The organism is Telluria sp. RB2R28, from assembly GCF_059685835.1.
In genome coordinates this window covers 261,733-287,948 of record NZ_JCASIK010000003.1, presented here as the reverse complement: position 1 = coordinate 287,948, position 26,216 = coordinate 261,733, and the positions used below count along the sequence as shown (strand labels likewise).

The following is a 26,216-nucleotide window of genomic DNA, read 5'->3' as shown; positions in this document are numbered from 1 at the left end:
CGCCACCATGCGCCCAGTTTCCCGACCTGCTGCCGGTTTCACGCTGCTCGAAGTGCTGGTGGCGCTCGTCATCGTCGGCACCGCGCTGGCTGCCGGCCTGCGCGCGGTTGGCAGCCTGACCTCCAACAGCCAGGGCTTGCGCGCGTCGATGATGGCGACCTGGTCGGCCGAGAACCGGCTCGTGCAGATTCGCCTGGGGCGCGAGTTCCCCGAAGTGGGCAAGCGCAGCTTTCCGTGCCCGCAAGGCGGCCTGAACCTGATGTGCGAAGAAGAAGTCCTGACCAGCCCGAACCCGCTATTGCGCAGGATCGAAGTCTCGGTGTTTGACGTCGACAAGCCCGGTCGCCGCATTGTCAAACTGATCCAACTGGTTCTGAGGCCGTCCCCGGTATGACGCGGATTTCAAGCAGCAGGCAGCGCCCTGCAGGCTTTACCCTGGTCGAGCTCCTGGTGGCCATCGCCATCCTCGCCATGGTGGCCGTGCTCGGCTGGCGCGGCCTGGACGGCATCGTCCGTGCGCGCGTGGCGCTGACTGCCGACATGGAAACCACACGCGGCATGCAGCTCGCCTTTGCCCAGATGGAAAACGATTGCGAGCACGCGGCCGGCAACGACATCATGGCCGGGCGTCCGGCGCTGCTGTGGGATACCGACCGCCTGGTTCTCGTGCGCAAGGTGTTTGTCGAGAATGAACCGTCGCGCCTGCAGGTGGTGAGCTACCGCGTCGTCGAAGGAAAATTGGTGCGGCGCGAGTCGCCCGGTACGCGCGACCTGATCCAGATCGAGCAATTGTGGCAGGCGATCACGTCCGATGCAGCGGCCGAGAATTCGCCGTCCGTCGTGCTGCAGGTCGGTGTGGCCGGCATGCAGGTGCAGGGCTGGCAGAACAATGCCTGGCGCAACGAACCCACGGCCGTGGGCGGTGGGGCGCCGGACCCTGCCGGCACCGACCCCAATGTCAAAAACGCGCAGGACCCAACCGGCGTGCAGGTGGCGCTGACCGTGCAGGGCCTGGCCCAGCCGATGGTCAAGGCATTCCTGCTGGGAGGCACCTGATGCATCGCCACCTCACACGCCAGCGGGGCGTCGCCGTCGTCACCGCCATGCTGCTGACCACGCTGGCCATTTCCATTGTCGCCAGCCTGTTCTGGCAGCAGCAGGTGCAGGTGCGCTCGATGGAAAACCAGCGCCTGCAGTCGCAGACCAAGTGGATCCAGCGCGGCGCGCTCGACTGGGCCAGCGTGATTTTGCGCGTCAATAATACTAGCAACTACACCTCGCTTGATCAGGTCTGGGCCACGCCGCTGGCCGAAACCCGGCTCGACCAGTACATCGAGCGTGAGCGGATCCAGGGCGAAAACTTCGATGCGTCGCTGTCGGGGCAGGTTCTGGACGCCACGGCGCGCTACAATCTGAACAATCTGGCCAAGGGTGGCACGCCTGACAAGGCAGAGATCGACGTCATGCGCAGGCTGCTGACCAATCTGCGCCTTGAAGCGCGGCTGGCGCAGCCGATTGCCGAGTTCGTTGCTGCCGGTCAGCCCCTGGTCGCCGAGCCGCCGCCAGACGGTACACCCCCGCTGGCCCAGAAGCCGCGTACGGGGGCGCCGATGCGGCTGGAGCGGGTCGACGATTTATTGATGGTGCCAGGTTTCAAGCCAGAAGCGGTCGAGCGGCTGCGTCCGTTCGTCATCGTGCTGCCGGCGTCGAATACGGATGTCAATGTGAATACTGCGGCGCCTGAGGTACTGGCCGCCGTGCTGCCGGGAAGTTCGATGGCCGAAGCCAATTCGATCGTCGCGCAGCGCCAGCGGGTGCCGTGGGCTGACGTGGGTATCTTCAAGGCGTCGTTGCAGAATATGCCGGCGGAGAGCCAGCCGAAGATCACCGTCAAAAGCACGTATTTCCTGGTCCAGAGCCGGATCCGGCTCGACCGCGCCGCATTGGACGCCGAATCGCTGGTGCGAGTCGGCGGCAATCTGGTCAATTCCGGTAGTGTGAACGTGATCTGGACCCGCCAGAACTGAGAAGAAAGCGAGACAGTTTGAGTACTCTTTATATCCGGCATCCGGCACGCAGCCAGGGCGAAGGCGCCCTGTGCCGCTTCGCGCTGGTCGGCGACAACGGCGCCATCGGCCAGCAGGGCGAGGGCGTGCTGCGCAATCTGGGCGACGTCGTTGCCGCCAGCCGGCGCGTGGTGCTGGTGCTGGCCGCCAGCGACGTCACGCTGCTGTCCGTGCAGGCCCCGCCGCTGGCCGGTGCCCGCCTGCGCGCGGCGCTGCCGGCGCTCGTCGAAGAACACATCCTGGGCGACCCGCTCGATTGCGTACTGGTGGCTGGCCCTGTGCAGCCCGATGGCCGCCGGCCCGTGGCCGTGGTGCAGCAAGCCTGGCTCGAACCGCTCGTGCGCGCGCTGCTCACGCTCGGTGCGCGCCAGATCGCCGCCATCCCCGAGCAATTGTGCCTGCCGCTGCATCCGGGCAGCGTCAGCGCCGCCGTCGGTAACGGCGAACTGATCCTGCGCCAAAGCCAATATGACGGCCTGGGCCTGGCGCTCGACGGCAGCCCCGTGATGGCGCTGCAGACGGCGCGCGCGCTGTCGGGCGACGCGCCACTGGTGCTGTACGTCGACCGTGAACAGCTGGGTGAATACAATGCGCTGGTGGCCGAAGCCGGCCCCGGCATCACGCTGGAAAGCGATGACTGGGCGCACTGGATCGCCGGCGCCAAAGGCAGCACCGGCCCCGTGCTCGACCTGGTGCCGGGCCTGGGCACGGCCGGCGTCGCGCAGCGCGACTGGCGCCGCTGGCGCTGGCCGATCCGCCTGGCGCTGGCTGCCGTGGCGATCAACCTGATCGGCCTGAATATCGAATGGCTGGGCCTGAAGCGCGAAGCCGATGCCGTGCGCCTGCAGATGAGCCAAACGTTCCGCTCGGTGTACCCGAACCAGCCGGCCATCGATCCGGTCGTGCAAATGCGCCAGAACATCGACCGCGCCAAGGCCGGCAGCGGCCAGGTGGCCGGCAACGAGTTCAACTGGATGGCCGCCGCCTTCGGCGAAGCGACACGCACGCTGGGCGTGCCGCCTGCGATTGCATCAATCGATTACCGCGAACGGACCCTCACCGTGCGCGTCAAACCAGAGTCCACCAACCCCGGCATGGCCGACCAGCTCCGCGCGTCCCTGTCGTCACGTAACCTCAGCCTGGAATCGCCCGACGCGACCACCTGGCTGATCCGCAGCACAGGAGCCAAGCCATGAGCGCCATCGGCAAACTGAGCGGCCTGCGCGAGCGCGTGGGCGGCTACTGGAGCGCGCGCACCGCGCAAGAACGCAAGTTCCTGCTCGTCGGCGGCGGCGTGGTGGCGCTGACGCTGCTGTACCTGGTGCTGCTCGAACCAGCGCTGACCGGCCGCGAACAATTGCGCCGCGCGCTGCCCGAGCTGCGCCAGCAAGCTGCGCAGCTCGATGCGCTGGCGGCCGAAGCGCGCGCCGTCGCGGCCCAGCCGGCGCCGGCCGTTGCACCCGTCACGCGCGAGGCGCTGGCCGCCAGCATGACGGCCAGCGGCCTGAATCCCGCGTCGCTGTCGGTCAGTGGCGAGTACACCAAGGTGCAACTCAATGGCGTCTCGTTCGCCAACCTGATGGCCTGGCTCGACGCGCAACGCCGCGACAGCCGCCTGCTGGTGCAGGATGCGCAATTTACCGCCAAGGATGCCCTTGGCCAGGTCGATGCCACGCTCACGCTGCGTCAAAGCACCGAGCCGGCCGCATGAGGCGGGCGCTGACGTGGGGCCTGCTGGTGGCGCTGGCCGTGGCGGCAACGGTGCTGGCATTTTTGCCGGCGGCCTGGCTTGGCCCCATGGTCGAACGCCAGACCGGCGGCCGATTGACGCTGGGGGATGCGCAGGGTACGCTTTGGCGCGGCTCGGCCTTTATCGGCGGGGCGCCGGGCCAGGGCGGTGCGGTGACGCCATTGCTGCCAGGCCGTTTTGCCTGGACCCTGTCGCCACTGGTGGTGCTGGGCAACGTGAACATGACGCTCGAGAACCCGCAGGCGCTGGCCAATCCGGTGCGCGTGCAGGGCAGCTGGTCGCAGTGGCAAGTCAATGCCGGCGAACTCCTGCTGCCAGCCGAGGGGCTGGCAGGCCTGGGTGCGCCGCTCAACACGCTCGCGCCCACCGGCCGCATCCGGCTTTCCTGGAATACGCTAGACCTGCTGCGCCAGCAAAACATCGTGACGCTGCAGGGTCGTACCACGCTGTCGATGAGCGACATGGGTTCGCGCATGTCGCCCATCAAGCCACTGGGCAGCTACGAAATGATCATGGACTGGCGCGGACCGCAGGCCGATCTGACGCTGCGTACCGTACGCGGCGCCCTGCTGCTGTCGGGCGCAGGGTCATTGCAGAACGGCCGCCTGCGCTTTTCAGGCCAGGCAGCGGCCGCCGATGGCTATGAAGACACTCTGGGAATCATGTTGAATCTGCTGGGACAGCGCCGGATGGTGAACGGCAAAAACGTAATCGCACTCGAGTTCAGATAATGAAGAAAACAGACCACACCACCTTCGCGCACCTCGAACTTCCGGCCCTGCGCCGTCTTGCCGCCGGCGCCATGCTGTGCTGCGCCGCTTCCGCCGTCGTCACGACCCTGGCCCTGCCATTGTCGGCCTCCGCGCAAGAGACTGCGAACGCCGCAGCGCTCAGCTTCGTGAATGCCGACATCGAATCGGTGATCAAGGCGATCGGCCACTACACCGGCATGACCTTCATCATCGACCCGCGCGTCAAGGGCACGCTGACGCTGGTGTCCGAAAAGTCGCTCAGCAAGAGCGAAGCCTTTGGCCTGCTCACGTCGACCCTGCGCCTGCAGGGCTTCGCGGTGGTCACCAGCGGCGACGGTTATGCCAAGGTGGTGCCCGAGGCCGAAGCCAAGCTGCAATCTTCGCCCACGCAGGTGGGCGGCGTGCGCTCGAGCAAGGCCACCGGCGACCAGATCGCCACGCAGGTGTTCTACCTGTCGTACGAATCGGCTGCCAACCTCACCGCCGTGCTGCGTCCGCTGATTTCGCCGAACAACTCGATCATGGCCAACCCGGGCAACAACACCCTGGTCGTGACCGATTACGCCGACAACCTGCGCCGCCTGGCTCGCATCATCGCTGCGCTTGACGCGCCGGTGGCGGCCGAGCTCGACGTGATCCCGATCCGCAACGCCATCGCCAGCGATATCGCGCAACTCGTCACGCGCCTGATGGAACCGGCCGCCGGCGGCGACTCGGGCCGCGTCACGGTGCTGGCCGATCCGCGCACCAACGCCGTCATCGTGCGCGCGCCATCGCAGGCCCGCGCCAACCTGGCCAAGGGCCTGATCGCGCGGCTTGACCAGGAAAGCTCCAGCCGCGGCAATATCCACGTCGTCTACCTGAAAAACGCCGACGCCAGCCGCGTTGCGCAAACGCTGCGCGCCGTCGTCTCGCAGGATGCCTCGGCCGTGCCGGTGCAGCAGCAGGGCACGGCGGGCAGCTCGATCACGTCGGGCACAGGCAGCGGGCAGGGCGGCAGCGGCGCCGGCGGGCTCGGTGGCCAGCAAGGCCAGCAGAGCAGCACCGGCATGGGCGGCACCGGCAACACCTTCGGCCAGCAAAGCCAGCTCACCGCCAATGCCGGCGGCGCCGGCGGCGGGCAGGGCTCCGGCTTCATCCAGGCCGATGCGTCGACCAACAGCCTGATCATCACTGCGCCGGACGCGGTCTACCGCAACCTGCGCTCGGTCATCGACCAGCTCGACGTGCGCCGCGCCCAGGTCTATATCGAAGCACTGGTGGTCGAAGTCACGTCCAACAAGGCGTCCGAATTCGGCGTGCAGTGGGTTGGTGCGACGGGTGACTCCGACAGCAAATACCGCTTCGGCGGCTTGCAGAACTACACGGGCGGCGGTTCGAGCAGCAGTATCGTCAACCTGGCGCTGGCCGCCAGCCAGGGGACCAGCGCCACGACCACGCCAAGCGTGCCGTCGGGCCTGACCTTCGGCCTGTTCCGCCAGATCGGCGGCGAGCTGGGCCTGGGCGCCGTGGCCCGCGCACTGGAAAACGATGGCAATGCCAACATCCTGTCGACGCCAAACCTGATCACGCTCGACAATGAACTGGCCACCATCAAGGTCGGCCAGAACGTCCCGATCATCACCGGTTCGTACACCACGTCGGGCAACAACAGCGGCAACCCGTTCCAGACCGTCGAGCGGCAGGACGTCGGCCTGCTGCTCAAGGTGCGCCCGCAAATCTCGGAAGGCGGCACCATCAAGATGGCCATCTACCACGAGAATTCGAGCGTCGATGCGTCCACCCGCAATCTGGCCTCGGGCCTGACGACCAATGTGCGCGCCATCGAAAGCAATGTGCTGGCCGACGATGGCCAGATCATCGTGCTGGGCGGCCTGATCGAAGACACCGAAGGCGACGGCGAAGAAAAAGTGCGCGGCCTGGGCGACATTCCGGTGCTGGGCAACCTGTTCAAATACCGCACCCGCACGCGCAACAAGACCAACCTGATGGTGTTCCTGCGTCCGGTCGTGGTGCGCAGCAAGGATGCATCAAACTCGATCGCGATGGACCGCTACGAATTCATGCGCGCCGCTGGCGCGGCCGGCCGGCCTGAAAGCTCGCCGCTGCTGCGTGACCTGGGCGCACCGCTGCTGCCGCCGCTGGTGGGCGGTCAGCCGCCGGCCGGTGGGGGTATGGCCACCATGCCGGTTCAGGCGCCGCCGCCGGCCAACGCCGCGCCAGGCGCATCGAACGATGGCGCGGCCAATCGTCCGGGCGCCTCGCGATCCAGCTCTGTGAACCCGGCGAGCAATGCGGCAGAAACTGCACCGGGCGCAGCATCTGGCACAGTATCTGGCGCCCCCGTGCCAGCTTCGCAGTTTCGCCCGGTGACGCCACCGAACCGGGAGTAATCACATGACCAATCTCTTGCCCTACGCGTTCGCCCGTGACCACGTCGTCCTGGCGCGCGGTACTGGCGAACCGGGCCAGAGCGTCGAAGTGCTGGTCTCCAGCGCGACTGCGCCGGCCGCCATCGCCGAGGTGTCGCGCCGCTTCGGCCGCATCCAGCTGCGCCGCATGGACAAGGACGAGCTCGACACGGTCATCGCCGGCGCCTATGCCGGCGGCGGCAACGACGCTTCGCAAGTGGTCGACGAGTTCGATGCCGACCTCGACCTGACCAAGCTGCTGCAGGATGTCCCCGCGATCGAAGACCTGCTCGAATCGTCCGACGACGCGCCCGTGATCCGGATGATCAACGCGCTGCTCACGCAATCGCTGCGCGAAGGCGCGTCCGATATCCACATCGAGCCATTCGAACAGACGTCGGTCGTGCGCTTTCGCATCGACGGCGCGCTGCGCGATATCGTGCGGCCCAAAAAGGCCATCCACGCGTCGCTGATTTCGCGTATCAAGATCATGTCGCAGCTCGACATTGCCGAAAAACGCCTGCCGCAGGATGGCCGCATCACACTGCGCGTGGGCGGCAAACCAGTCGACGTGCGCGTCTCGACGCTGCCGACCGGCCACGGCGAGCGCGCCGTGCTGCGCCTGCTCGACAAAGAGGCAGGGCGCCTCGACCTGTCGCACCTGGGCATGGCCAGCGACCTGCTGCCGCAGTTCGACCGCCTGATCAACCAGCCGCACGGTATCGTGCTGGTCACGGGCCCGACCGGCTCGGGCAAGACCACGACGCTGTATGCGGCGCTGTCGCGCCTGAATGCGGCGACCGCCAACATCATGACGGTCGAAGACCCGATCGAGTACGACCTGAACGGCGTTGGCCAGACCCAGGTCAATGCCCGTATCGACATGACGTTCGCAAAAGCGCTGCGCGCCATCCTGCGCCAGGATCCCGACATCATCATGATCGGCGAGATCCGCGACCTGGAAACGGCGCAGATTGCCGTCCAGGCATCGCTGACGGGTCACCTGGTGCTGGCCACGCTGCACACCAACGATGCGGCCTCGGCCGTGACGCGCCTGCTCGACATGGGCATCGAACCGTTCCTGCTGTCCTCGTCGCTGCTGGGCGTGATGGCCCAGCGCCTCGTGCGTAAACTCTGCTCGCAGTGCAAGACTTTCGACGGCAGCACCTGGCACGCGGTCGGTTGCGAACGTTGCGGCCACACCGGTTACCACGGCCGCGTCGGGGTCTACGAGCTGCTCGAGACCACCGACCAGATCCGTGCCCAGATCCACAACCGCGCGTCCGAAGCCGACATCCGTGTCGCGGCGCTGGGCGTGGGCATGAAGACCATGCGCGAGGACGGCGAACGCTGGCTGCTCGATGGCACCACCACACGGGCCGAAATCGTGCGCGTGACCAAGGACTAACCGATGCCGGCATTTCGTTACGAGGCCGTCGACAACGGGGGCGCCACCCGCAAGGGCGTGGTCAACGCCGACAGCCCGCGCGCCGCGCGCGCCGACCTGCGCGCGCAGGGCCTGACGCCTCTGAGCGTCGAAGCCATCGCAGCCCAGCTCGACGCCGCCGGCGTGGCCCGCTCGCGCGGCATCGGCGAGCGCCTGTCGCAAAACGAACTGGCCCTGTTCACACGCCAGCTGGCCAGCCTGCTGGAAGCCGGCCTGCCGCTCGAACAAGCGTTTACCGCCTTGCTTGAACAGGCCGAGCGGCCGTACGTGCGCGACCTGGTCGCGTCGATCCGTGCCGAAGTCATCGGCGGCTCGGCCTTTTCCACCGCCCTGACGCACCACCCGCGCGACTTCGCCGAGATTTACCGGGCGCTGGTCGGCTCGGGCGAACAGATCGGCCAACTGTCGCGCGTGCTCTCGCGCCTGGCCGACTACATCGAGCGCCGCAACGCCCTCGTGCAAAAGGTGCGCCTGGCGTTCACGTATCCGGCGATCGTCACCGTGGTCGCGTTCGCGATCGTGATTTTCCTGCTCACCTACGTGGTGCCGCAGATCGTCTCGGTGTTTGCCAACACCAAGCAAAAGCTGCCATTCCTCACCGTCGTCATGCTGGCCGTGTCCGACTTCGTGCGCGCGTATGGCATCTATGTCGGCATCCTGATTGCCGGCGCGTTCTGGCTGTGGCGGCGCGCGCTGCGCAATCCCGTGCTCAAGCGCCGCTGGCACACGTGGCTGCTGACCGCGCCCATCTACGGCAAGTTCGAGCGCAGCCTGAATACCGCGCGCTTTGCCAGCACGCTGGCGATCACCACCGGCTCGGGCGTGCCGATCCTGCGCGCGCTCGACACCAGCCGCGAAACGCTGTCGAACGTGGCGATGGCCGAACTGGTCGAGCAGGCCACGGCCAGCGTGCGCGAAGGTGTGAGCCTGGCGCGCGCGCTGTCGGCGCAAAAGCTGTTTCCACCGATGCTCGTGCACATGATCCGCGCCGGCGAGATCACCGGCGAACTGCCTGCCATGCTCGAGCGGGCTGCCAATTCACAGCAGGCCGATCTCGAACGCCGCACGCTGACGATCGCCGGGCTCCTCGAGCCGGTGCTGATCCTGGCGATGGGCCTGGTCGTGCTGCTGATCGTGCTGGCTGTGCTGATGCCGATCATCGAAATCAATCAACTGGTGCAATAAGAAAATCGCGCAGCGATGCCAATGAACGAGATGCGAAAGACACCATGAACAAGCGTTTGCCCCTTCTTTTGACCCTGCTGGCCCTGCTTGTGCTGGCCGCATCGGGTGCCTATTGGGTGCTGCAGCTGTACAAGCCCGAGCAGCGCCCGCTGGCCGCCGCGCCGCCGGCGACCCAGCCTGCACCGAGTCCGGAAGCAGCAGCCACGTTGTTTGGCGGGCAGCCGACGGTCGCGATTTCCAGTTTCCAGTTGACCGGTGTGGTCTCGGCCGGCGCCAACAGCGCCGTGATTCTGGTTGCCGACGGGTCGCCGCCGAAAGCGGTGCGCATCGGCCGCGAGATCGCGCCTGGCGTCGTGGTGGCCGAAGTGCATCGGCGCTATGTGATGTTGTCCGATAACGGTGTCATGAAGCGCGTCGAACTGGCGCCCGATGCCGGCCAGTCGAGTGCGATCAGCCAGCCGGTGCCGCGCGCGATGCCGCCGCAGCCGATGATGGAGCCGCAAATGGCGCCAGGCGTGGTCAGCGCGCCGCCGATGATGCAGAGCGCACCACCGGACGCCAATCAACAGGGGATGCAAAGCCAGCCCCGCGATCCGCCGCCGGAGCAGGACAACCCCGGCCAGCCGCAGATGCCACAGAACGCACAGCCAATGAACGGAGAGCGGCCGGTGATGTAATCAGCTCGGTGTCGGCAGCGTGGCCGCGCATCAGCAGCAGCAGCCTTAGCGCCGCAACGCCGTAAACGCCGCCAGTTCCCACGACCTGAAGCCTAGCAGCAGCGTATGCCCCTTGCGCTCGTCGGCCGGCAGGCGCCGGTCGTTGCGGTGCAGCCGCGCAAGTTCGGCCGCCAGTTGATCAATCTTCAGCGACAGTTCGAGCGCACTGGCCGGCGATAGCCGTGCCGGCAAGCACAGCAGCGCTTCGCCCGCACCGTCGAAGCGGCCCGAGAAATAATCGTTTACCACGTTCTCGCGGAAGAAATGCTGTACCGGGCCATCCGGCAGCCAGCGAAATGCATTCGACACCCGCAGCAGATAGCGGTTCAGCGGTTTCAGTTCGATCAGCCCCAGCCGGTCGAGCTCGGCGAGCAGCGTGATGCACTCGGCCTCGGTCAGGTCGTAGGTCTCGATGATCTGTTCGATACTCCAGTGGCCCAGGCAGCAGATCGCCATCAACAGCAGGCGCGGGTTGGCAACGATCGAACGTTCCTGCGTCAGGCTCAGCGCATCGAGCTGGGGCCGCGCCTCGATTGCCCCGCGCAGCAGGTCTTCCAGCCCGATTCCGGTGGCCTGGCAGATCTCCGCCAGGCGCGACAGCGCCATATCCTTTTGCCCGAACATGCGCTTGACACTCGATTCGCTCACGCCAATGCGCTCGGACAGCGTTTTATACGTGATGCCGGCCGCGCGCAAGCGTATGCGCAGCGCGTCCAGGATCAGATCGGGTGAACTCATTGGCGATCCAGAGAAAATGACAACGGCTGACTTTAACGTTGAATCACGGTGCGGACAAGGCGCGTACACCTGAATGGCGCCCCTGGCCAAAAAAACGGACACCGAGGTGTCCGCAAAGAGTGTAAGCACAACGTGCCTGGGGCCGGTTCAATCGTCGTCGCCCGCCACCAGCTTGACCTTCCTGAGCGCCTGCTTGGCGGCAGTGCGCTCGCTCGAGAGCGGCTTGGCATGCGGGCCGGCGGCGCGCGCCTTGGCCAGCGCGGCGATGGGATTGCGCGGCTTGCCCGCTTGCTGCGACGGTTCGATCCGCAACCGCATTTTTTGCCGCGTCGCTAATGCCTTGTTTGCCATGCCGGCCTCCCGCAAAAATTACAGCACGTAGCGTGACAGGTCTTCGTTGACCGCCAGCGCGTCGAGCCGTTCGTTGACAAAGGCAGCGTCGATGCGCACCACCTGGTCTTTTTCCGACCCGGCAGTAAACGAAATTTCCTCGAGCAGCTTTTCCATTACCGTGTACAGGCGGCGCGCGCCAATGTTCTCGGTGCGCTCGTTGACCGAGAACGCGATCTCGGCCAGGCGATGGATGCCTTCGTCCAGGAACTCGACCTGCACGCCTTCGGTGGCCAGCAGCGCCTGGTATTGCTTGGTCAGGCTGGCGTGGGTCGACGTCAGGATGCTCTTGAAGTCTTCGATCGACAGCGATTCAAGCTCGACGCGGATCGGGAAGCGGCCCTGCAATTCAGGAATCAGGTCCGATGGCTTGGACAAGTGGAACGCGCCCGACGCGATGAACAGGATGTGGTCGGTCTTGATCATCCCGTACTTGGTGTTGACGGTCGTACCCTCGACCAGCGGCAGCAGGTCGCGCTGCACGCCGGCGCGCGAGACATCGGCGCCGCCGTGCTCGGAGCGCGTCGCGATCTTGTCGATCTCGTCGAGGAACACGATGCCGTTCTGCTCGACGTTGGCGATGGCCTTTTGCTTGAGCTCGTCTTCGTTGAGCAGCTTGCCGGCTTCTTCGTCGATCAGGATCTTCATGGCTTCCTGGATCTTGAGCTTGCGCGGCTTCTTGCGCGCGCCGCCCGCGCCGGCAAACATCGACTTGATCTGCTCGGTCATTTCTTCCATGCCCGGCGGTGCCATGATTTCCATCTGCGGCGCAGCGTCGGACACCTCGATCTCGATTTCGCGATCGTCGAGCGCGCCTTCGCGCAGGCGCTTGCGGAAGGTCTGGCGCGTGGCGTCGCCTTCCTTGCTGTCCGGCGTATTGGCGGTGTTAAAGCCAAAGTCGCGCGCCGGCGGCACCAGGATGTCGATGATGCGGTCTTCGGCCGCGTCTTCGGCGCGCTGGCGCACTTTCTTCGCTTCGCTGGCACGGGTCTGCTTGATGCCGATGTCGATCAGGTCGCGGATGATCGTGTCGACATCGCGCCCGACGTAGCCGACCTCGGTGAACTTGGTCGCCTCGATCTTGATGAATGGCGCATCGGCCAGCTTGGCCAGGCGGCGCGCGATCTCGGTCTTGCCGACGCCCGTCGGGCCGATCATCAGGATGTTTTTTGGTGTGATCTCATAGCGCAGCGGTTCCTCGACCTGCTGGCGGCGCCAGCGGTTACGCAGCGCGATCGCGACGGCCTTCTTGGCCTTGCCCTGGCCGACGACGTGCTTGTCCAGCTCGGAGACGATTTCGGGTGGGGTCATGTTCATGAAGCTGTTCATATCAATCCAGGGTCTCGATGATGTGGGACATGTTCGTGTAGATGCACAGTTCGCCCGCGATGGTCAGCGCCTTCTTGACCACTTCGGCAGGCGGCATGTCGGTGTTCTCGTACAGCGCCTTGGCGGCCGACTGGGCATAGATGCCGCCGGAGCCAATCGCGCCGATGCCGTCTTCCGGCTCGAGCACGTCGCCATTGCCGGTGATGATCAGGGTGGACTCGCGGTCGGCCACGAGCAGCATGGCTTCCAGGCGGCGCAGCACGCGGTCGGTGCGCCAGTCCTTGGCCAGCTCGACCGAGGCGCGCAGCAGGTTGCCCTGGTGCTTTTCAAGTTTGCCCTCGAAGCGATCGAGCAGCGTGAAAGCGTCGGCGGTGCCGCCGGCGAAACCGCACAGGACCTTGCCCTGATACAGCTTGCGCACCTTGCGGGCCGAGCCCTTCATGACGACGTTGCCGAGCGTGACCTGCCCATCGCCGCCGAGCGCGACCTGATTGCCGCGGCGTACGCTGACGATGGTTGTACCGTGAAATTGTTCCATTTTTACCTCGTGATTGTCTGGCTACCAGCAGGTGGGGACCGTGCGCAGGATTGCAAGATTATCCGAACGGGAAATACCGATGAGCTCCCACAGCCGGGGTCAGGTCTGACATTTGGACACGACCTCTGCCTTGGCAACGGTCGCATGGTCCAGTGCCAGCTAGTTGCGGCTACCCTACTGTCGAGATCGTGTCCGAATGTCAGACCTGACCCTCGCTTTTGGGTTTGCTGTATCGTCAGTAGCGGTGTGGATAGAGCCGTACGGTCTCGCCGGCGCCCAGCAGCCGCAGCAGGGCGGCTATCAGGTGGTTCAGTTCGCGCAGCTCGACCGTGCGGCCGGCTGCCGCTTGCGCATCGAGCCGCGCCAGCAGGCTGCCGGCGCCGGCGTACTCGATGCGCGCCAGCCGTGAGCAGTCGAAGACGAGCGTGTCGCGTTCTGCGGCGTAGGCCTCGATGGCCCCGATCAATGCCGGGTCCAGGCTGCTGATCACGGCGGGCAACATGAAGCGGTCGCCGTGGCTCGGTGCTGGTGCGGCCGTCGAGACGTGACGGGGCGCTTCGAACGAGGGCGGCGAGACTTCGTAGGTGACGCAGTAATCCATCGCCGCTTCTTCGAAATCCTTTTCGCGGTTGGTCAGCAGCAGCAGTTCGAGCAGCAGCAGCCAGGGCGCCGGGCTGGCCCCGCGCTTGCCGATGACGAGCATCGGGCGCAGCGTCGTGATCAAGGTGTCGGCGCCGGCCAGCACCAGGCCGCGGTCGCTCGCGCGCAGCGTTTGCAGGGTGGCCAGCAGGCAGTCGGCGCCGTCCGCATCGATGCTGCGCACCTTGCCGAAGTCGAGCCGCACGTTCGGTGCCTGCGCCTCGAGCACGCGCCGCAGGCGGGGTGCGACGGTCGCATCGAGCAGCGCGTCGAAGGTTTCGGTGGCGGTCAGCCCCTGCGCCGGCTGGCTTGCCACCGAGGCGGGCGCGAGCGGCTTCCAGGTGGGTGGCGAGGTTTCGAAGTGGCTCGCGTAATCGATGGCGATGCTCTCGAACAGTTCTTCGCGGCCATCGGCCTGGTACAGGTCGAACAGCATCCACCATGGCAGGCGTTCGTGGCGGCCCAGCGTCGCGAGCGATTCACGCAGCAATTGTTCGGCAGCGGTACTCTGGCCATTGGCGTACAGGATGGCGCTTTCGTCGACCGCCGGGGCGCTGGCGGGCGCAGCGGCCAGGTCGGGAATGTCGTCGGGATCGGGCGCGGCCGCCACCGTGACGCCGTTGGCGGGACGGCGGCCGCTGTCCCAGGCCGGCTCGTCGTCGAACATGTCGGACGCAAATTCGAGTTCGATTTCGTCGATCTTGGCAGCGGTGGCGCGGGCGATTTCACGCTGGCGCTCGCGCTCGGCATCGGACGCCAGGCGTGACGGTTCGCCGCGCAGGCGCGACTCGGGTGGCGGCCAGCTGGGCGCGGCCACCGCATCGTTCTTTTTCTTCAGGAAGGAAAAAAGCCCCATGCTCACCGTTGTCTCGATAACGTGTCCACCATGACCTTAGCACGGACCCTGGCGACGGATGCTGAGCACACGTGGCCGCGCGTCAGTGTAGCCTAATGGCAATGTTGGTAGGGTATTGAGCAATTGTAGCGTGCGCGCATGGCTGGTGCGGCAGCTGTCATGCGTCGTTACAAACATCAAGAAATGGTGGCTGCAAACAAAAAAAGCATGCGACAGGTCGCATGCTTTTTTGCTGGTGCTGAATCAAGGTTCAGCACGGTCATCGATCAGTCGCCGTACAGCTTCTGCTTGAGTTCGCGGCGCTGCTGGGCTTCCAGTGACAGCGTGGCGGTCGGGCGGGCGATCAGGCGCGGAATGCCGATCGGCTCGCCGGTTTCTTCGCACCAGCCGTATTCGCCGCCATCGATCGACTGGATCGATTGCTGGACTTTCTTGAGCAGCTTGCGCTCACGGTCGCGGGTGCGCAGTTCGAGCGCATGTTCTTCTTCGATGGTTGCGCGGTCGGCCGGATCGGGGACCAGCACGGTTTCGCGCAGGTGTTCCGTGGTTTCGCCGGCGTTCTTGAGCAGTTCGCGCTCAAGCTCTTGCAGGCGGTTCTTGAAGAATGCCAGCTGGGCCGCATTCATGTAGTCGCCCTCGCTCATCGCGCGAATCTCGTCTTCCGTCAGGAGGCGTTCGTCGGACTGGGCGGTATTCGGTTTCGTTGTTTTAGTCATGATGCCTTCGATACGACAGAGGTTTGCATTTTATCAGCTTGCCCATTAGCAACACCGCACAAATGGGTGCATGCCGGGCAGGCTGCCTTGATGACGACGGTACGCCATCCTATCTCCGTCCGCGCCGCATGGGCGGCAAGGGCGGTTCACCACTGGCTGTTTGAAGCGCGTCGTGGCGGTCCGTGCGGCCCGGCCTGGCAGGCTGCCGACGCATGGCGCCGGGCATGCCTGCATGGCCAGTCAAACTGATGCAGTTTATACCAAACACTGTTCCAGTCCGCGGATAAATACGTCTTTTGGTAAATTTTTACCAATAAAGACCATCTTGGTGGCGGGCGTTTCATTCTCCCCCCATTTCGGTCCCACGTCGCTGCCCATGATCTGGTGCACGCCCTGGAACACGACCTTGCGATCGACGCCATCCATCCGCAATACGCCCTTGTAGCGCAGCATTTGCGGGCCGAAGACCTGGACCAGGCTGCCGAGGAATTGTTCCAGGCGTTCCGGGTCGAATGCGCGCTCGCTCTTGAACACGAACGCGGCGATGTCGTCGCTGTGGTGGCTGTGATGATGGTCGTGGCTGCACGATGCATCGTGCACGTGGTCGTGGCCGTGGTCGTGGCCGCAATCGGCGCCATGCTCATGCTGGTGATCATGATCGTGCCCGTCTTCGCCGTCGACACGCAGGAAGTCGGGGTCGATGTCCAGCTTGTCGTTCAGGTTGAAGCCGCGCAGGTCGAGCACGTCGGCAATCGGCGCGCGGCCGAAGTCGCTCGTGGCGATCGGCGCGCGCGGGTTGATGCGCTGCAGGCGCGCCTTGAGCGCATCGACGGCAGCGGCATCGACCAGGTCGGTCTTGGACAGCAGGATCTTGTCGGCAAAGCCCACCTGGCGCTGGGCTTCTTCGTGCGCGGTCAATTGTTCCATTGCGTGGCGGGCATCGACCACGGTGACAACGGCGTCGAGCAGGTAGTGGGCGCCAACTTCTTCATCGACGAAGAAGGTCTGCGCCACCGGCCCCGGATTGGCCAGGCCCGTCGTTTCGATGACGACGCGGTCAAAATGGATCTCGCCAGCGGCGCGTTTTTTCGCCAGGCTGTTGAGTGCCTCGATCAGGTCGCCACGCACGGTGCAGCAGATGCAGCCGTTGTTCATCTCGATGATCTGCTCGCCCGAGTCCTGCACCAGGATTTCATTGTCGATGTTTTCTTCACCGAATTCGTTCTCGATGACGGCGATGCGCATGCCGTGGTCTTCCTGCAGGATGCGGTTGAGCAGGGTGGTCTTGCCCGCGCCGAGAAAGCCGGTGAGGATGGTGCTGGGGATCAGGTCCATTGGTTCGCTACTCGTGGTTGACATCAAGGTTGGACAAAAGAACCGGGGGATTATGCCGCAATTCTTGCAACCTCACCATCTGGCGTGTCGCGTGCTGATCGTGTTCAAACCATGAACGAAATTTCTGAACCCGATCGCGCTGGACGTGGTTCGGTCGGCTTCAGGACTCCGGCTTGGCTTTGGCCCGCGGGTGCGCCGCGTCATACACTTTTGATAAGTGCTGAAAGTCCAGGGCCGTATAGATTTGCGTGGACGTGATGCTGGCGTGGCCCAGCAGTTCCTGCACTGCGCGCAGGTCACCCGACGATTGCAGCAGGTGCGACGCGAACGAATGGCGCAGCACGTGCGGATGCACATGTACCGGCGTGCCGGCGCGCAGCGCGTGCTGCTTCAGGCGGGTTTGCACGACGCGCGGCGTGATGCGGGTGTCGCGCGCCGACAAAAACAGCGCGGCGCCCCCGTCGCGCGCGGCAGGACGCACTGCGAGCCAGCGCGCCAGCGCCTCGCGCGCGGGGCCGCCGACCGGCACCCGGCGCATCTTGTTGCCCTTGCCGGTCACCACCACTTCGCCCGCCTGCAGGTCGAGCCAGCCCAGCGAGCCCGGCTGCCCGCCGCGTGCATCCTGCCAGGCCACGTCCAGGCCTGCCAGTTCCGACACGCGCAGCCCGCTCGAATACAGCAGTTCGAACATCGCGTGATTGCACAATTCGAATGGCTCGAGGTGGCCGCGCTGGTTTGCTTCCATCAATTGCACGGCGTCGTCGACCGCGAGCGCCTTTGGCAAGCTCTGCGCGCGCTTCGGGGCGCGCACACCATCGACCGGATTGGCGGCAAGCGTCGTCTGGTGCGACAGCCATTCATAGAAGCCACGCCAGCCCGAGAGCTTGCGCGCAATGGAGCGCGCGGACTGGCCACCGGCATGCAGCTTGCCGGCAAAACGGCGGATGTCGGCGTGCACCAGCCGCGCCCAGTCGCTGTGGCCGGCCAGTTCGGCGAGCTCGGCCAGGTCGCGCCGGTAGGCCGCGATCGTATGCGGCGACAACTGGCGCTGCGTGGCCAGTTCGCCGAGGTAGCGCGCGGCCCAGTCGGTTGGCGGCTCGCGCGTGTCCATGCCGGTCAAGCGCGCAGCGGCGCCAGGGCGGTGGTGGCGGTGGCAGCGATGTGGACCAGGAAATCGGTCGCCATCGCGGTGGTAAAGCGCGCCGGATCGGGCGAACCGAGCACCAGTAGGCCAAAGCTCTGGCCCGGCGCGCCGAGCGGCAGCATCACCGTCGAGCGGATCGATTCGGCGTCGTCCAGCCAGCGCACCGCTTCGAAATCATTGTTCGGGCCGCAATATGGCGCGCGCAGGCTGTTGGCGAAGATGCGTGCGTCGTCCGAGACATTGCTGGCAAACCATGCACCGGCATGTTCCGGGGCCACATGCCACAGGCGCAAGGTTACTTGCGGCACGGTGAAGTGGGTGCGTAAACCCTCGGTCAGGTCGCGCGCCATCGCGGCGCCGCCTTTCGAGACCAGGAGGGCCTGGGTCCAGGCGTGAAAGCGGTTGGCGATGCCGGCGTTCTCTTCGGCGCGGCGCGACAGGTCGGACAGGCGCAGTTCAAGCGCGCGGTACTTGTCGCGCATCACTTCCATCTGGCGTTCCTGGAGCGACACGGTGCGGCCGGTCAGCGGACTCGACAATTTCACTTCACCCAGCAGGCCGGCTTGCTCCTGGAAGAACTCCGGGTGATCGGTCAGGTATTGCGCAACGGTGCTGGCGTCCAGTGGTGCAGTGCTCATGGGGAGAATAGGGTATTGAAATGGATCGGATCATTTTAACCGACGCTGGGCGTTGCACCGGAGAACAAAAAAGACGCCCGAAGGCGTCTTTGCGTGAACGCAGGCGCGCTCAGAAGCGGTGACGGATACCCAGTTGCAAGGCGCGGCCATCGGCGCCCGGTGCTTCGGTAAAGCCGCCCGGATTGCCCGAGGTGCCCGGCGAATACTGGGCTTCGTTGTCGTTCTTGATGAACGCCAGCGCCGTGTACAGGTCGGTACGCTTGGACAGATAGTAGTTGTAGCCCAGCGCGTACAGATTGGCATCGCTGTTGGACGCGGTGCGGTCGTTCTGGTGCGCGTACGACGCGACGATGCGGCCGTTGCCGATCTTGTAGTGGAGGCCGACCTGGTAGCTGCGGGCATCCTGCTTGGTATTGGCCGAAATCGCGCTGGCGAAGATACCGCGCAGTTGCTGCTGCGCGCCCGCAGGAATGCCTTGCGCGGTCAGCGCCGGGCCCACGGCCGTGTCCCAGCCATTCAGGTAATCGGGGATCAAGGCCGAATTGTCGTTGCGCTGGCTGTGGAAACCAGCGAAGAATTTCCAGCTTTCGCCCAGCGCGTAAGAGCCGCCGACGGTCAGCGTGCGCAGGCTCGGCCGGTTCTGCTGGTCGTAGCCATGGTTGTAGCCAACGCCGACGTCGAAACCGTTGGCTTTGTACGTCACCGCGCCGGCGCGGAATTTGTTGTAGCGGCCAAGGTAACCAGAATTGCGGGCGCCATACATCACCGAGCCGCCCAGGCCATTTGGCAATGCGATGCGGTACTGGATGGCTTCCTGCGAGCGGATGTCGGCGCCCAGTGCGGTAAAGCCGGCGGTGCCGCCCGTGACGTGGCCCCAGGTGCCGGCCGTGCCCGACTCAAACGCATCGGCCATATTGAACACTTCGTAGCCAGGCGTGTACATGCGGCCCAGCAGCACGGCGCCGATCGGGGTGATCAGGCCGACCATCGAAGTGCGGTCGAACAGGGCTTTTTCCTGGTTGACGGCAGGGCCGCCCGGCGGCTGGATGGCCGCTTGCAGGCGGTCGCGAATGGCAACCGGGATGCGTTCCATGCCGCGCAGCAGGTAGCGGCCCGGATTGTCGTTCATCAGCGTCGGTTGCTGCGAACCCGTGTCGAGTTCGACCCGGGCTTCGAGATTGAAAATCGCCTTGTAGCCATTGCCCAGGTCTTCGGAGCCGCGCAGGCCGAGGCGTGAGCCATCGGCGCCGCCGCTGTAGATCTTGGTCGGGCCGCCTTTTTGCCACATCACGCCGGCGTCGGCAATGCCGTAGATCTGGACACTGGTTTGGGCCAGGGCGGTGCTTGCGAAGGTCGCGCCGAGCAGGGCGGCGATAAGGCATTTTTTCATGGTGTCTCCATATTATTTTCTTGTCGCGTGGCATGGGCCCGCTACGCAAATATGCCATTGCCTTGCTGCACTGTACAGAACGCTCGTTCGGATGGGGCCTGGTGGCCCGTTGTCGTTGTGAAAAGGCTACAAAGTGTTGCATACGACAAGGGCGAACATCGTTACCGATGTCCGCCCTCAAGCAGTTGCTGGCCGCTGCAGCTGGTTTAGAACGTGTGGTGAATACCGATGTCGTACTGGTTGATCGTGCCCGGGGCGGTCGGGACGCCTTTTTTGCGCGACACGTCAAAATACAGGTAGGTGCGCTTGGACAGGCTGTATTCGTAGCCCAGCGACAGTTGCTTGACCTTTTCCAGGCCATCGGTGTCCTTTTGCCCATAGCCAGCAAGGAACTTCCCGGGACCGACTGTGTAATTCGCGCCCACGACCCAGGAACTGGTGTTGGTATTGAAGAGGCGCGTATTGTCCTCGTCGAGCCGTGTGAACGTGCCCATCAGCTTGAGTTCGGGTGTCGGATTGACCGAGGCACCGATCGACCAGACCTTTGATTCGACGGCGTTGCGCTCGTAGGCAGCCATCAGCGCAGCCGGGCCGCTGTTGTAGGTGCCGGAGATGGAGAACGGATTGGTCGAGGCTTCAGTGCCGGCCGCATACTGCGGCGCCGCTGCACTGCCACGACCGATGATGGCGACGGCGCCATTGTTTTCTTTGGTGGCAATGGCCGTGTTGAGCTGGAAGCCGTTCACGACCGGCGAGTTGTACCAGACCGCGTTCGACCAGCGGTTGGCGGTGGAACCCACCGGGTCGAGTGGCTGCGAGCTGTAGCCGGCCACGCTCAGGTCGGTATAAAAGCCGCCGGCGGTTTCGATGGCGTGGAACGGCTCGAAGGCGCCGATGGTTTCGTGGAAGGGGGTCAGGCCGCGCCCGATGCGCAGCATGCCGAAGTCGCCCTGCAGGCCGACGCGGCTCTGGCCCTGGAACAATCTGCGTCCATTGCCATCGGGCCCGATTTCGGCGCTGCCGGTGTCCGGCTCATACCGCGTTTCAAGTTGGAACAGGGCCTTGAGGCCATTGCCCAGTTCTTCGGTGCCCTTGAAGCCAAGGGTGTTGGCCGAGCGCTTGCCGATGCTGACATTCTGGCTGCTGCGCTTGACGATACCGGCATCGAGGTTGCCGTAGACCTGTACTGACGTCTGCGCATGGGCCGCACCGGCGCAAGCGCCAAGCAGTGCGACAGCCAGGAGAGAGGTCTTCATCGGGGTAATCCTGTCAATAAAGTGAACACGTACATCTGGAGCGTTGAGACCTGGCTGAACGCGCGATACGTGCACCTTAAATCTTTCAAACGTCAAGACTAGCTAATCCGTCAATTATCGGGGGGGGCGCCACGCTCCTTGCCAATAAATCGAACTGTGCTGTTGTATTTTTGAAACGAGCGTCATGAATCGGGACAACATGACGTCTTTCGACGGGGTAACCCGGCGGTGCCAGCCTCGGCATGACGGTTTGGTTTGCGATTATCCGGAACAGTTTCATCGTTTTTGTGCTGTTTTGCGACCTCTCAATCCGCTTCGGAATCCAATCGAATCGCCATCTGCCACGGCGTAGACTTTGGCCTCGTTCGCACAGCAGCGCCGCGTGGTGTCGATAGCTTGTATATTTGCAACTTCCACGTTGCCGCCGTGTGTCGCAGGCACACTTTCCATGGCTCTCACGTCATGTCTTTCACGTATTCCAACGATGGCTAACCGCGAAGAACTGGCAATCATCCGCAATGCCCGTGCCGGCCAGGTGGCAGCCCAGCTCGCGCTGGGCAAGCTGTACCTGTTTGGCAGCAGCAGCTTGCCGCAAAGCCTTCCTACCGCGTTGCACTGGCTGGAACGCGCGGCGCGGCAAGATTGTCCGCCAGCGTGGCAATTGATCGGCAACCATATCCCGCTTGAACTGGCGCAGCGCGATGCAGCAGGCGTGTCGCAATGGTACGAACGCGCGTATGACGATGGCAGCGTGCATGCCGGCCTCGTGTTTGCGCAACTGGTGCTCGATCCCCTGGCGCCGACCGCGCAACAGCAGCAGCCCAAAGCCGTGCGCGCGCTCGAAGATGCCGCGCGGGCGGGGTTTTCGCATGCCCAGGTGCTATTGACCCGGCAACACGAGCAGGCGGCCAGCAGGGCGGCGGCCACCCCGGCCATGGCGGCGCGTACGCAGGCGGTGCAGGGTGCGACCCATGGCGCGCCGCATCGCGCGAGATTCTCGCCCGCGCAATGCGCCGCCATGGCGCAGCATGCCGGCCTCGATGCCCTGTGGTTCGCGCGGCGCTGGGCCGACTATCTGCGCCTGGCCTTGCCGCAGGCGCGGGCGCTGGTAGATGAACACAGCGAGCGTGGCGAGCCCGGCGAACTGCGCCGCTTCGCGCCGGACGAGATCGCGCTGCTGTCGCGTTGCGCGCGTCTGATGGATCCAGCGCTCGAGGGGGGCCATGGCGTCGGTGGCGTTGGTGGCGTCGGTGGCGTCGGTGATGCGGCCGGCACTGCGCCGGTACCTTGCGATCCCGGTGAGCTGGCCATCTTCTGGGAACTGGCTGCCGCCGAACACGATCCCCACGCGCAACTGGCGCTGGGCCTGCGTTCTGCCCGCATGCGGGTGGATGGCCGGCGCATTGGAAGTGGCGATGCGCATGCCGCGCACGTTGCCAATTTCAAACGGGCGATCCGCTGGCTGACACTGGCAGGCGAGCAGGGGCTGGCCGAGGCCTGGTACGCGCTGTCGCGCATCTGCATCAAGCCAGAATTCTCACAGCGTAATGTGGCCGATGCCCAGCGCTACCTCGAACGCGCGGCCGAGATGGGGTATCGCGATGCCCAGCTCGAATGCGGCCACAACGCCTGGCGCGCGCGCCGCGAAAACGAAAACAACGATGTGCGGGCCGTGTACTGGCTGCAAAAGGCGGCGCAGCAAGACGCGCCCGACGCAGCCGGCCTGCTGCACAAGATCGCGCCACGCCTGACCACCACACCGTACACCGACACGGGCGCCTTGCTGGCGCTGCACGCCGGGGTGCTGGCGGCGCATCCGCTGCTGGCGGCGCGTCTCGAACTGGCACAGCTGTTCAACCTGTCGCGGCCTGAAGCCTTGCTGCTCGATGTGGTCGCCGCCGACCAGGGCCATTGCCTGGTCATCGATATTCGCGCCAGTTACGGGCGCAGCAAGCGGCGGCTGGTGATGGTGGCGCCAGGGCCCGAGCGCCAAGCGCTCGACCGCATCGTGCGCCTGTTCGAGCCCGTCGATTGTGGCCCGGCCGGACCGGAAGGCAACTACCGCCAGCGCCTGTACCGGCTGCGTACCCTGCTCAACATCGCGCAGCCTGACAGCGACGACGGAGCCGGTAGTAACGCGGAACTGGCGGCCTGATGCGCACGCCGGTAGGGTGGGCGTGTTTCCCGCCCCACGCGTTCAACATAAATCGATGTTGTGGCGCACCAGAGATCGTTGGATGCGTGGACGGGAAACCCGCCCTGCAGGTCGCATACACCCTACGGCCGAGCGGCTTTAAGATCAGATCTCGACTTCGCCTTCAAACACCGACACGGCCGGCCCGCTCAGATACACCGGCTGGTCCGGCCCCGTCCAGGCGATGCTGAGTTCGCCGCCACGGGCCGAGACGCGCACCGGCGAATCGAGCAGGCCGCGCCGGATGCCGGCCACGACCGCAGCGCAGGCGCCGGTGCCGCAGGCCAGCGTCTCGCCCGCGCCGCGCTCGAACACGCGCAGACGGATATGGTGCCGGTCGATTACCTGCAGATAGCCGGCATTGACGCGTTTCGGAAAACGCACATGGCGCTCGATCAGCGGACCGGTTTCTTCTACCGGCGCCGCATCGACATCGTCGACCACCTGCACCGCATGCGGATTGCCCATCGATACGACCGACACGAAGACGGTCTCATCGCCGACCGGCAGTGGCCAAAGCGTGTCGTCGCCCTGGACCATGCCCGCCAGGCCGGTCTCGTCGAAGGGCACGTCGGCCGGCACGAGGCGCGGCGCGCCCATGTCGACCGTGACGCTGCCGTCGTCTTCCAGGCGCGGGCTGATGATCCCGGACATGGTCTGCACGCGGATGCTGCGCGCCTGGGTCAGCCCCTTGTCAACGACAAAGCGCACGAAGGCGCGCGAGCCGTTGCCGCACTGCTCGACCTCGCCGCCATCGTTGTTGAAGATGCGATAGCGAAAGTCCACGCCGGCGTCCGTCGGGCGTTCCACGACCAGGATCTGGTCAGCGCCAATGCCGAAGCGGCGGTCGGCCAGGCGGCGCCATTGATCGATGCTCAGGTCGACCTGCTGGTTGATCGCATCGACAACGATGAAGTCGTTGCCGGCGCCGTGCATCTTGGTGAATTTCAGTTTCATGGCTTCAATCGTACAGCGAAGGTTCACCCGGCGGCCGGGTTTTAAAACGTTTGTGGGTCCAGAAATATTGTTCCGGCGCTTCGCGCACGCGCTCTTCGATGAAGGCGTTCATGCGGCGGGTCGCTTCGACCATATCGTCGCCCGGGTAGTTTTCCCAGGCCGGATAAAAGCGCACGCGCCAGCCCTGATAATTCGGCAGGTAAGTGGCGATGACGGGAATGACCTTGGCACCGGTCGTGCCGGCAATCCGGCCCAGCGCGGTGAGCGTCGCGGCCGGCACGCCGAAGAACGGCACGAACTCGGCATCCTTTTCGCCGAAGTCCATGTCGGGCAGCATGAAATAGGGCAGACCGTCGCGCAGGGCGCGCAGGATCGGCTTGATGCCTTCCTTGCGCGTGACCAGGCGTACCGGGCCGTAGCGTTCGCGGCCATGGCGCAGCAGGCGGTCGAAGTCCTCGTTTTTTTGCGGCACGTACATGCTGCACACGGGAATCACACGAGCGCCGATGCCGGCCACGTCGAGGCACACGAAGTGCGGACACAGCAGGATCGTCGGGCCATCCTGCATGGCGGCCAGCGGCACCGATGGTTCGATCTGGATCAGGCTGCGCACGCGTTCTTCGGGCGCCCACCACAGGATCGAGCGCTCGAAGATGCTGCGGGCGTAGGCGCGGAAATGCTGTTTGGCGATCGTGCGGCGCGCGCGCTCGTCGAGCTCGGGCAGGCACAGGCGCAGATTGGTCAGCGCGATCTTGCGGCGCTTGCCCAGAATCAAAAACATCAGGCTGCCGATTGCTTCGCCGAAGCGGCCCAGAATGGGCAAAGGCAAGAAATGCAGCAACCACATAAATCCCAGCAAGATCTTCATGGCACGACCTCGGTGTCCGGGCCCGCCACGCCGTCCGGCTGCTTGTAGCGGTTATAGCTCCAGAAATACTGGGCCGGCGCACGGGCGATGAGTTGCTCCATCGCGCGGTTGATGGCCGCTGCCTGTTCGGCGCCGGTGCCCGACAGGTCGCCATCGAACTCGACGAAGCGCACGATGTAGCCGGCGCCATGCGGACGGCGCTCGGCATACACCAGCAGGATGTCGGCCTTGCCGAGCTGGGCCAGCTTGGCCGGCAGCGTCATCGTGTAGGCATTGCGGCCAAAAAATGGCGCCCAGACGCCTTCGCCTTCTTGTGGCACCTGGTCTGGCAGCAAGCCGATTGGCTGGCCGCCCTTGAGCGTCTTGGCCAGGATGCGCACGCCCGACAGATTGGCCGGCGCCAGATGCAGGTTGTGGCGCGCACGGGCGCCTTCGACCAGCGGCTTCAATGCGCTTTTGCGCGGCGGGCGATACATGACCGTCAACGCCGTGCGCAGCGCAATTTGCTGCGCCGTCATTTCAAAGCAGCCCAGGTGTGGCGTAAGAAAGACAATCCCGCGACCGGCGTCGAGCCGCGCCTGGACCAGGTCCCAATTCTCTACCGTGGCATGCCTGGCAACCCGCTGCGGGTTGGCGCACCAGACGAACGCGAGCTCGATGGCGGCCTTGCCGGCCTCGGCCACGGCCGCGCGCCAGTGGGCGTCATAGCCGGCCTGTGCGAGGTTGGCGCGCAGGCGCTTGCGATACGATGGCGACAGGCCATACACCAGCCAACCCATCGCTGCGCCCAGGGCGTGCAGGAGTGGCAAGGGAAAAACGGAGAGTATCCGGAAAAGTACAACTAGCATGTCGTTTGTTGGGCGGTGGACGCCACGCGCGTTTCCACACCAAAATTCCAAGG

Annotated in this window: 25 protein-coding genes; 11 read left to right on the top strand and 14 right to left on the bottom strand. The window is 65.0% G+C overall.

Annotated elements, in window-relative coordinates:
- Positions 1-7: 7 nt before the first annotated feature.
- From gspI to AC56LV_RS13510, 10 genes are read left to right on the top strand one after another with little or no spacing between them, the layout of a single operon-like run.
- Positions 8-394, top strand: coding sequence for a type II secretion system minor pseudopilin GspI (gene gspI / locus AC56LV_RS13555; protein WP_183554564.1), 387 nt, complete (start codon positions 8-10; stop codon positions 392-394).
- Entirely contained in the window at positions 391-1,056 is a 666-nt protein-coding gene (locus AC56LV_RS13550; RefSeq protein WP_499558326.1) for a PulJ/GspJ family protein, read from the top strand. Before gspI ends, AC56LV_RS13550 begins: the two co-directional genes overlap by 4 nt.
- Positions 1,056-2,027, top strand: a complete 972-nt coding sequence (gspK, locus tag AC56LV_RS13545; RefSeq protein WP_499558324.1) for a type II secretion system minor pseudopilin GspK — start codon at positions 1,056-1,058, stop codon at positions 2,025-2,027. The genes AC56LV_RS13550 and gspK overlap by 1 nt, the downstream gene beginning before the upstream one ends.
- Positions 2,028-2,044: 17 nt before the next feature.
- Positions 2,045-3,262, top strand: coding sequence for a type II secretion system protein GspL (gspL, locus tag AC56LV_RS13540; RefSeq protein ID WP_499558322.1), 1,218 nt, complete (start codon positions 2,045-2,047; stop codon positions 3,260-3,262).
- On the top strand, positions 3,259-3,777 hold the full coding sequence (locus AC56LV_RS13535) for a type II secretion system protein M (protein ID WP_183554555.1): 519 nt from the start codon (positions 3,259-3,261) through the stop codon (positions 3,775-3,777). Before gspL ends, AC56LV_RS13535 begins: the two co-directional genes overlap by 4 nt.
- Entirely contained in the window at positions 3,774-4,547 is a 774-nt protein-coding gene (gspN, locus tag AC56LV_RS13530) for a type II secretion system protein N (RefSeq protein ID WP_499558320.1), read from the top strand. The genes AC56LV_RS13535 and gspN overlap by 4 nt, the downstream gene beginning before the upstream one ends.
- Positions 4,547-6,961 carry a type II secretion system secretin GspD gene (gspD, locus tag AC56LV_RS13525; RefSeq protein WP_499558318.1) on the top strand — a complete coding sequence of 805 codons (2,415 nt, stop codon included), beginning with the start codon at positions 4,547-4,549 and terminating at the stop codon, positions 6,959-6,961. Before gspN ends, gspD begins: the two co-directional genes overlap by 1 nt.
- Positions 6,962-6,965: 4 nt before the next feature.
- Positions 6,966-8,387, top strand: coding sequence for a type II secretion system ATPase GspE (gene gspE, locus AC56LV_RS13520; protein WP_499500387.1), 1,422 nt, complete (start codon positions 6,966-6,968; stop codon positions 8,385-8,387).
- 3 nt (positions 8,388-8,390) lie between these two features.
- Positions 8,391-9,611 (top strand): type II secretion system inner membrane protein GspF, encoded by a 1,221-nt coding sequence (gene gspF, locus AC56LV_RS13515; protein ID WP_258837063.1) that lies wholly within the window; start codon positions 8,391-8,393, stop codon positions 9,609-9,611.
- 44 nt (positions 9,612-9,655) lie between these two features.
- On the top strand, positions 9,656-10,288 hold the full coding sequence (locus AC56LV_RS13510; protein WP_499558316.1) for a hypothetical protein: 633 nt from the start codon (positions 9,656-9,658) through the stop codon (positions 10,286-10,288).
- A gap of 45 nt (positions 10,289-10,333) precedes the next feature.
- Here AC56LV_RS13510 and AC56LV_RS13505 read toward each other — a convergent pair whose 3' ends face one another.
- The 11 genes from AC56LV_RS13505 to AC56LV_RS13455 all read right to left on the bottom strand — a co-directional run bounded on the left by AC56LV_RS13505 (position 10,334) and on the right by AC56LV_RS13455 (position 21,296).
- Complete coding sequence (locus AC56LV_RS13505; RefSeq protein ID WP_183554543.1) at positions 10,334-11,065, bottom strand: helix-turn-helix domain-containing protein; 732 nt, start codon at positions 11,063-11,065, stop codon at positions 10,334-10,336.
- A gap of 147 nt (positions 11,066-11,212) precedes the next feature.
- Entirely contained in the window at positions 11,213-11,416 is a 204-nt protein-coding gene (locus AC56LV_RS13500) for a hypothetical protein (RefSeq protein ID WP_183554541.1), read from the bottom strand.
- 18 nt (positions 11,417-11,434) lie between these two features.
- A complete protein-coding gene (gene hslU, locus AC56LV_RS13495; RefSeq protein WP_499558314.1) occupies positions 11,435-12,772 on the bottom strand; it encodes an ATP-dependent protease ATPase subunit HslU in 1,338 nt (445 codons plus the stop codon).
- A 13-nt stretch (positions 12,773-12,785) separates the two neighbouring features.
- Entirely contained in the window at positions 12,786-13,322 is a 537-nt protein-coding gene (gene hslV, locus AC56LV_RS13490) for an ATP-dependent protease subunit HslV (protein WP_482896899.1), read from the bottom strand.
- Positions 13,323-13,557: 235 nt separating this feature from the next.
- On the bottom strand, positions 13,558-14,817 hold the full coding sequence (locus tag AC56LV_RS13485) for an STAS domain-containing protein (RefSeq protein ID WP_499558312.1): 1,260 nt from the start codon (positions 14,815-14,817) through the stop codon (positions 13,558-13,560).
- Positions 14,818-15,083: 266 nt separating this feature from the next.
- Positions 15,084-15,533 carry an RNA polymerase-binding protein DksA gene (gene dksA, locus AC56LV_RS13480; RefSeq protein ID WP_183554535.1) on the bottom strand — a complete coding sequence of 150 codons (450 nt, stop codon included), beginning with the start codon at positions 15,531-15,533 and terminating at the stop codon, positions 15,084-15,086.
- A 255-nt stretch (positions 15,534-15,788) separates the two neighbouring features.
- Positions 15,789-16,868: a CobW family GTP-binding protein gene (locus AC56LV_RS13475; protein ID WP_499558310.1), complete on the bottom strand. Its 1,080-nt coding sequence runs from the start codon at positions 16,866-16,868 to the stop codon at positions 15,789-15,791.
- 160 nt (positions 16,869-17,028) lie between these two features.
- Positions 17,029-17,979, bottom strand: a complete 951-nt coding sequence (gene xerC, locus AC56LV_RS13470) for a tyrosine recombinase XerC (RefSeq protein ID WP_183554529.1) — start codon at positions 17,977-17,979, stop codon at positions 17,029-17,031.
- A gap of 5 nt (positions 17,980-17,984) precedes the next feature.
- A complete protein-coding gene (locus AC56LV_RS13465; protein WP_499558308.1) occupies positions 17,985-18,650 on the bottom strand; it encodes a DUF484 family protein in 666 nt (221 codons plus the stop codon).
- A gap of 109 nt (positions 18,651-18,759) precedes the next feature.
- Positions 18,760-20,040 (bottom strand): porin, encoded by a 1,281-nt coding sequence (locus AC56LV_RS13460; protein WP_499558307.1) that lies wholly within the window; start codon positions 20,038-20,040, stop codon positions 18,760-18,762.
- A gap of 206 nt (positions 20,041-20,246) precedes the next feature.
- Positions 20,247-21,296, bottom strand: coding sequence for a porin (locus tag AC56LV_RS13455; RefSeq protein WP_499558305.1), 1,050 nt, complete (start codon positions 21,294-21,296; stop codon positions 20,247-20,249).
- A gap of 484 nt (positions 21,297-21,780) precedes the next feature.
- Here AC56LV_RS13455 and AC56LV_RS13450 point away from each other — a divergent pair, with 484 nt between their 5' ends.
- Positions 21,781-23,451: a tetratricopeptide repeat protein gene (locus AC56LV_RS13450; protein WP_499558303.1), complete on the top strand. Its 1,671-nt coding sequence runs from the start codon at positions 21,781-21,783 to the stop codon at positions 23,449-23,451.
- Positions 23,452-23,595: 144 nt separating this feature from the next.
- Here AC56LV_RS13450 and dapF read toward each other — a convergent pair whose 3' ends face one another.
- Genes dapF through AC56LV_RS13435 form a run of 3 tightly spaced genes read right to left on the bottom strand, consistent with a single transcriptional unit; the run spans position 23,596 to position 26,163 of the window.
- Positions 23,596-24,447, bottom strand: a complete 852-nt coding sequence (dapF, locus tag AC56LV_RS13445) for a diaminopimelate epimerase (RefSeq protein WP_499558302.1) — start codon at positions 24,445-24,447, stop codon at positions 23,596-23,598.
- A 4-nt stretch (positions 24,448-24,451) separates the two neighbouring features.
- Positions 24,452-25,315, bottom strand: a complete 864-nt coding sequence (locus AC56LV_RS13440; RefSeq protein WP_499500398.1) for an LpxL/LpxP family acyltransferase — start codon at positions 25,313-25,315, stop codon at positions 24,452-24,454.
- Positions 25,312-26,163, bottom strand: a complete 852-nt coding sequence (locus AC56LV_RS13435) for a lysophospholipid acyltransferase family protein (protein WP_499558300.1) — start codon at positions 26,161-26,163, stop codon at positions 25,312-25,314. The genes AC56LV_RS13440 and AC56LV_RS13435 overlap by 4 nt, the downstream gene beginning before the upstream one ends.
- Positions 26,164-26,216 lie beyond the last annotated feature (53 nt).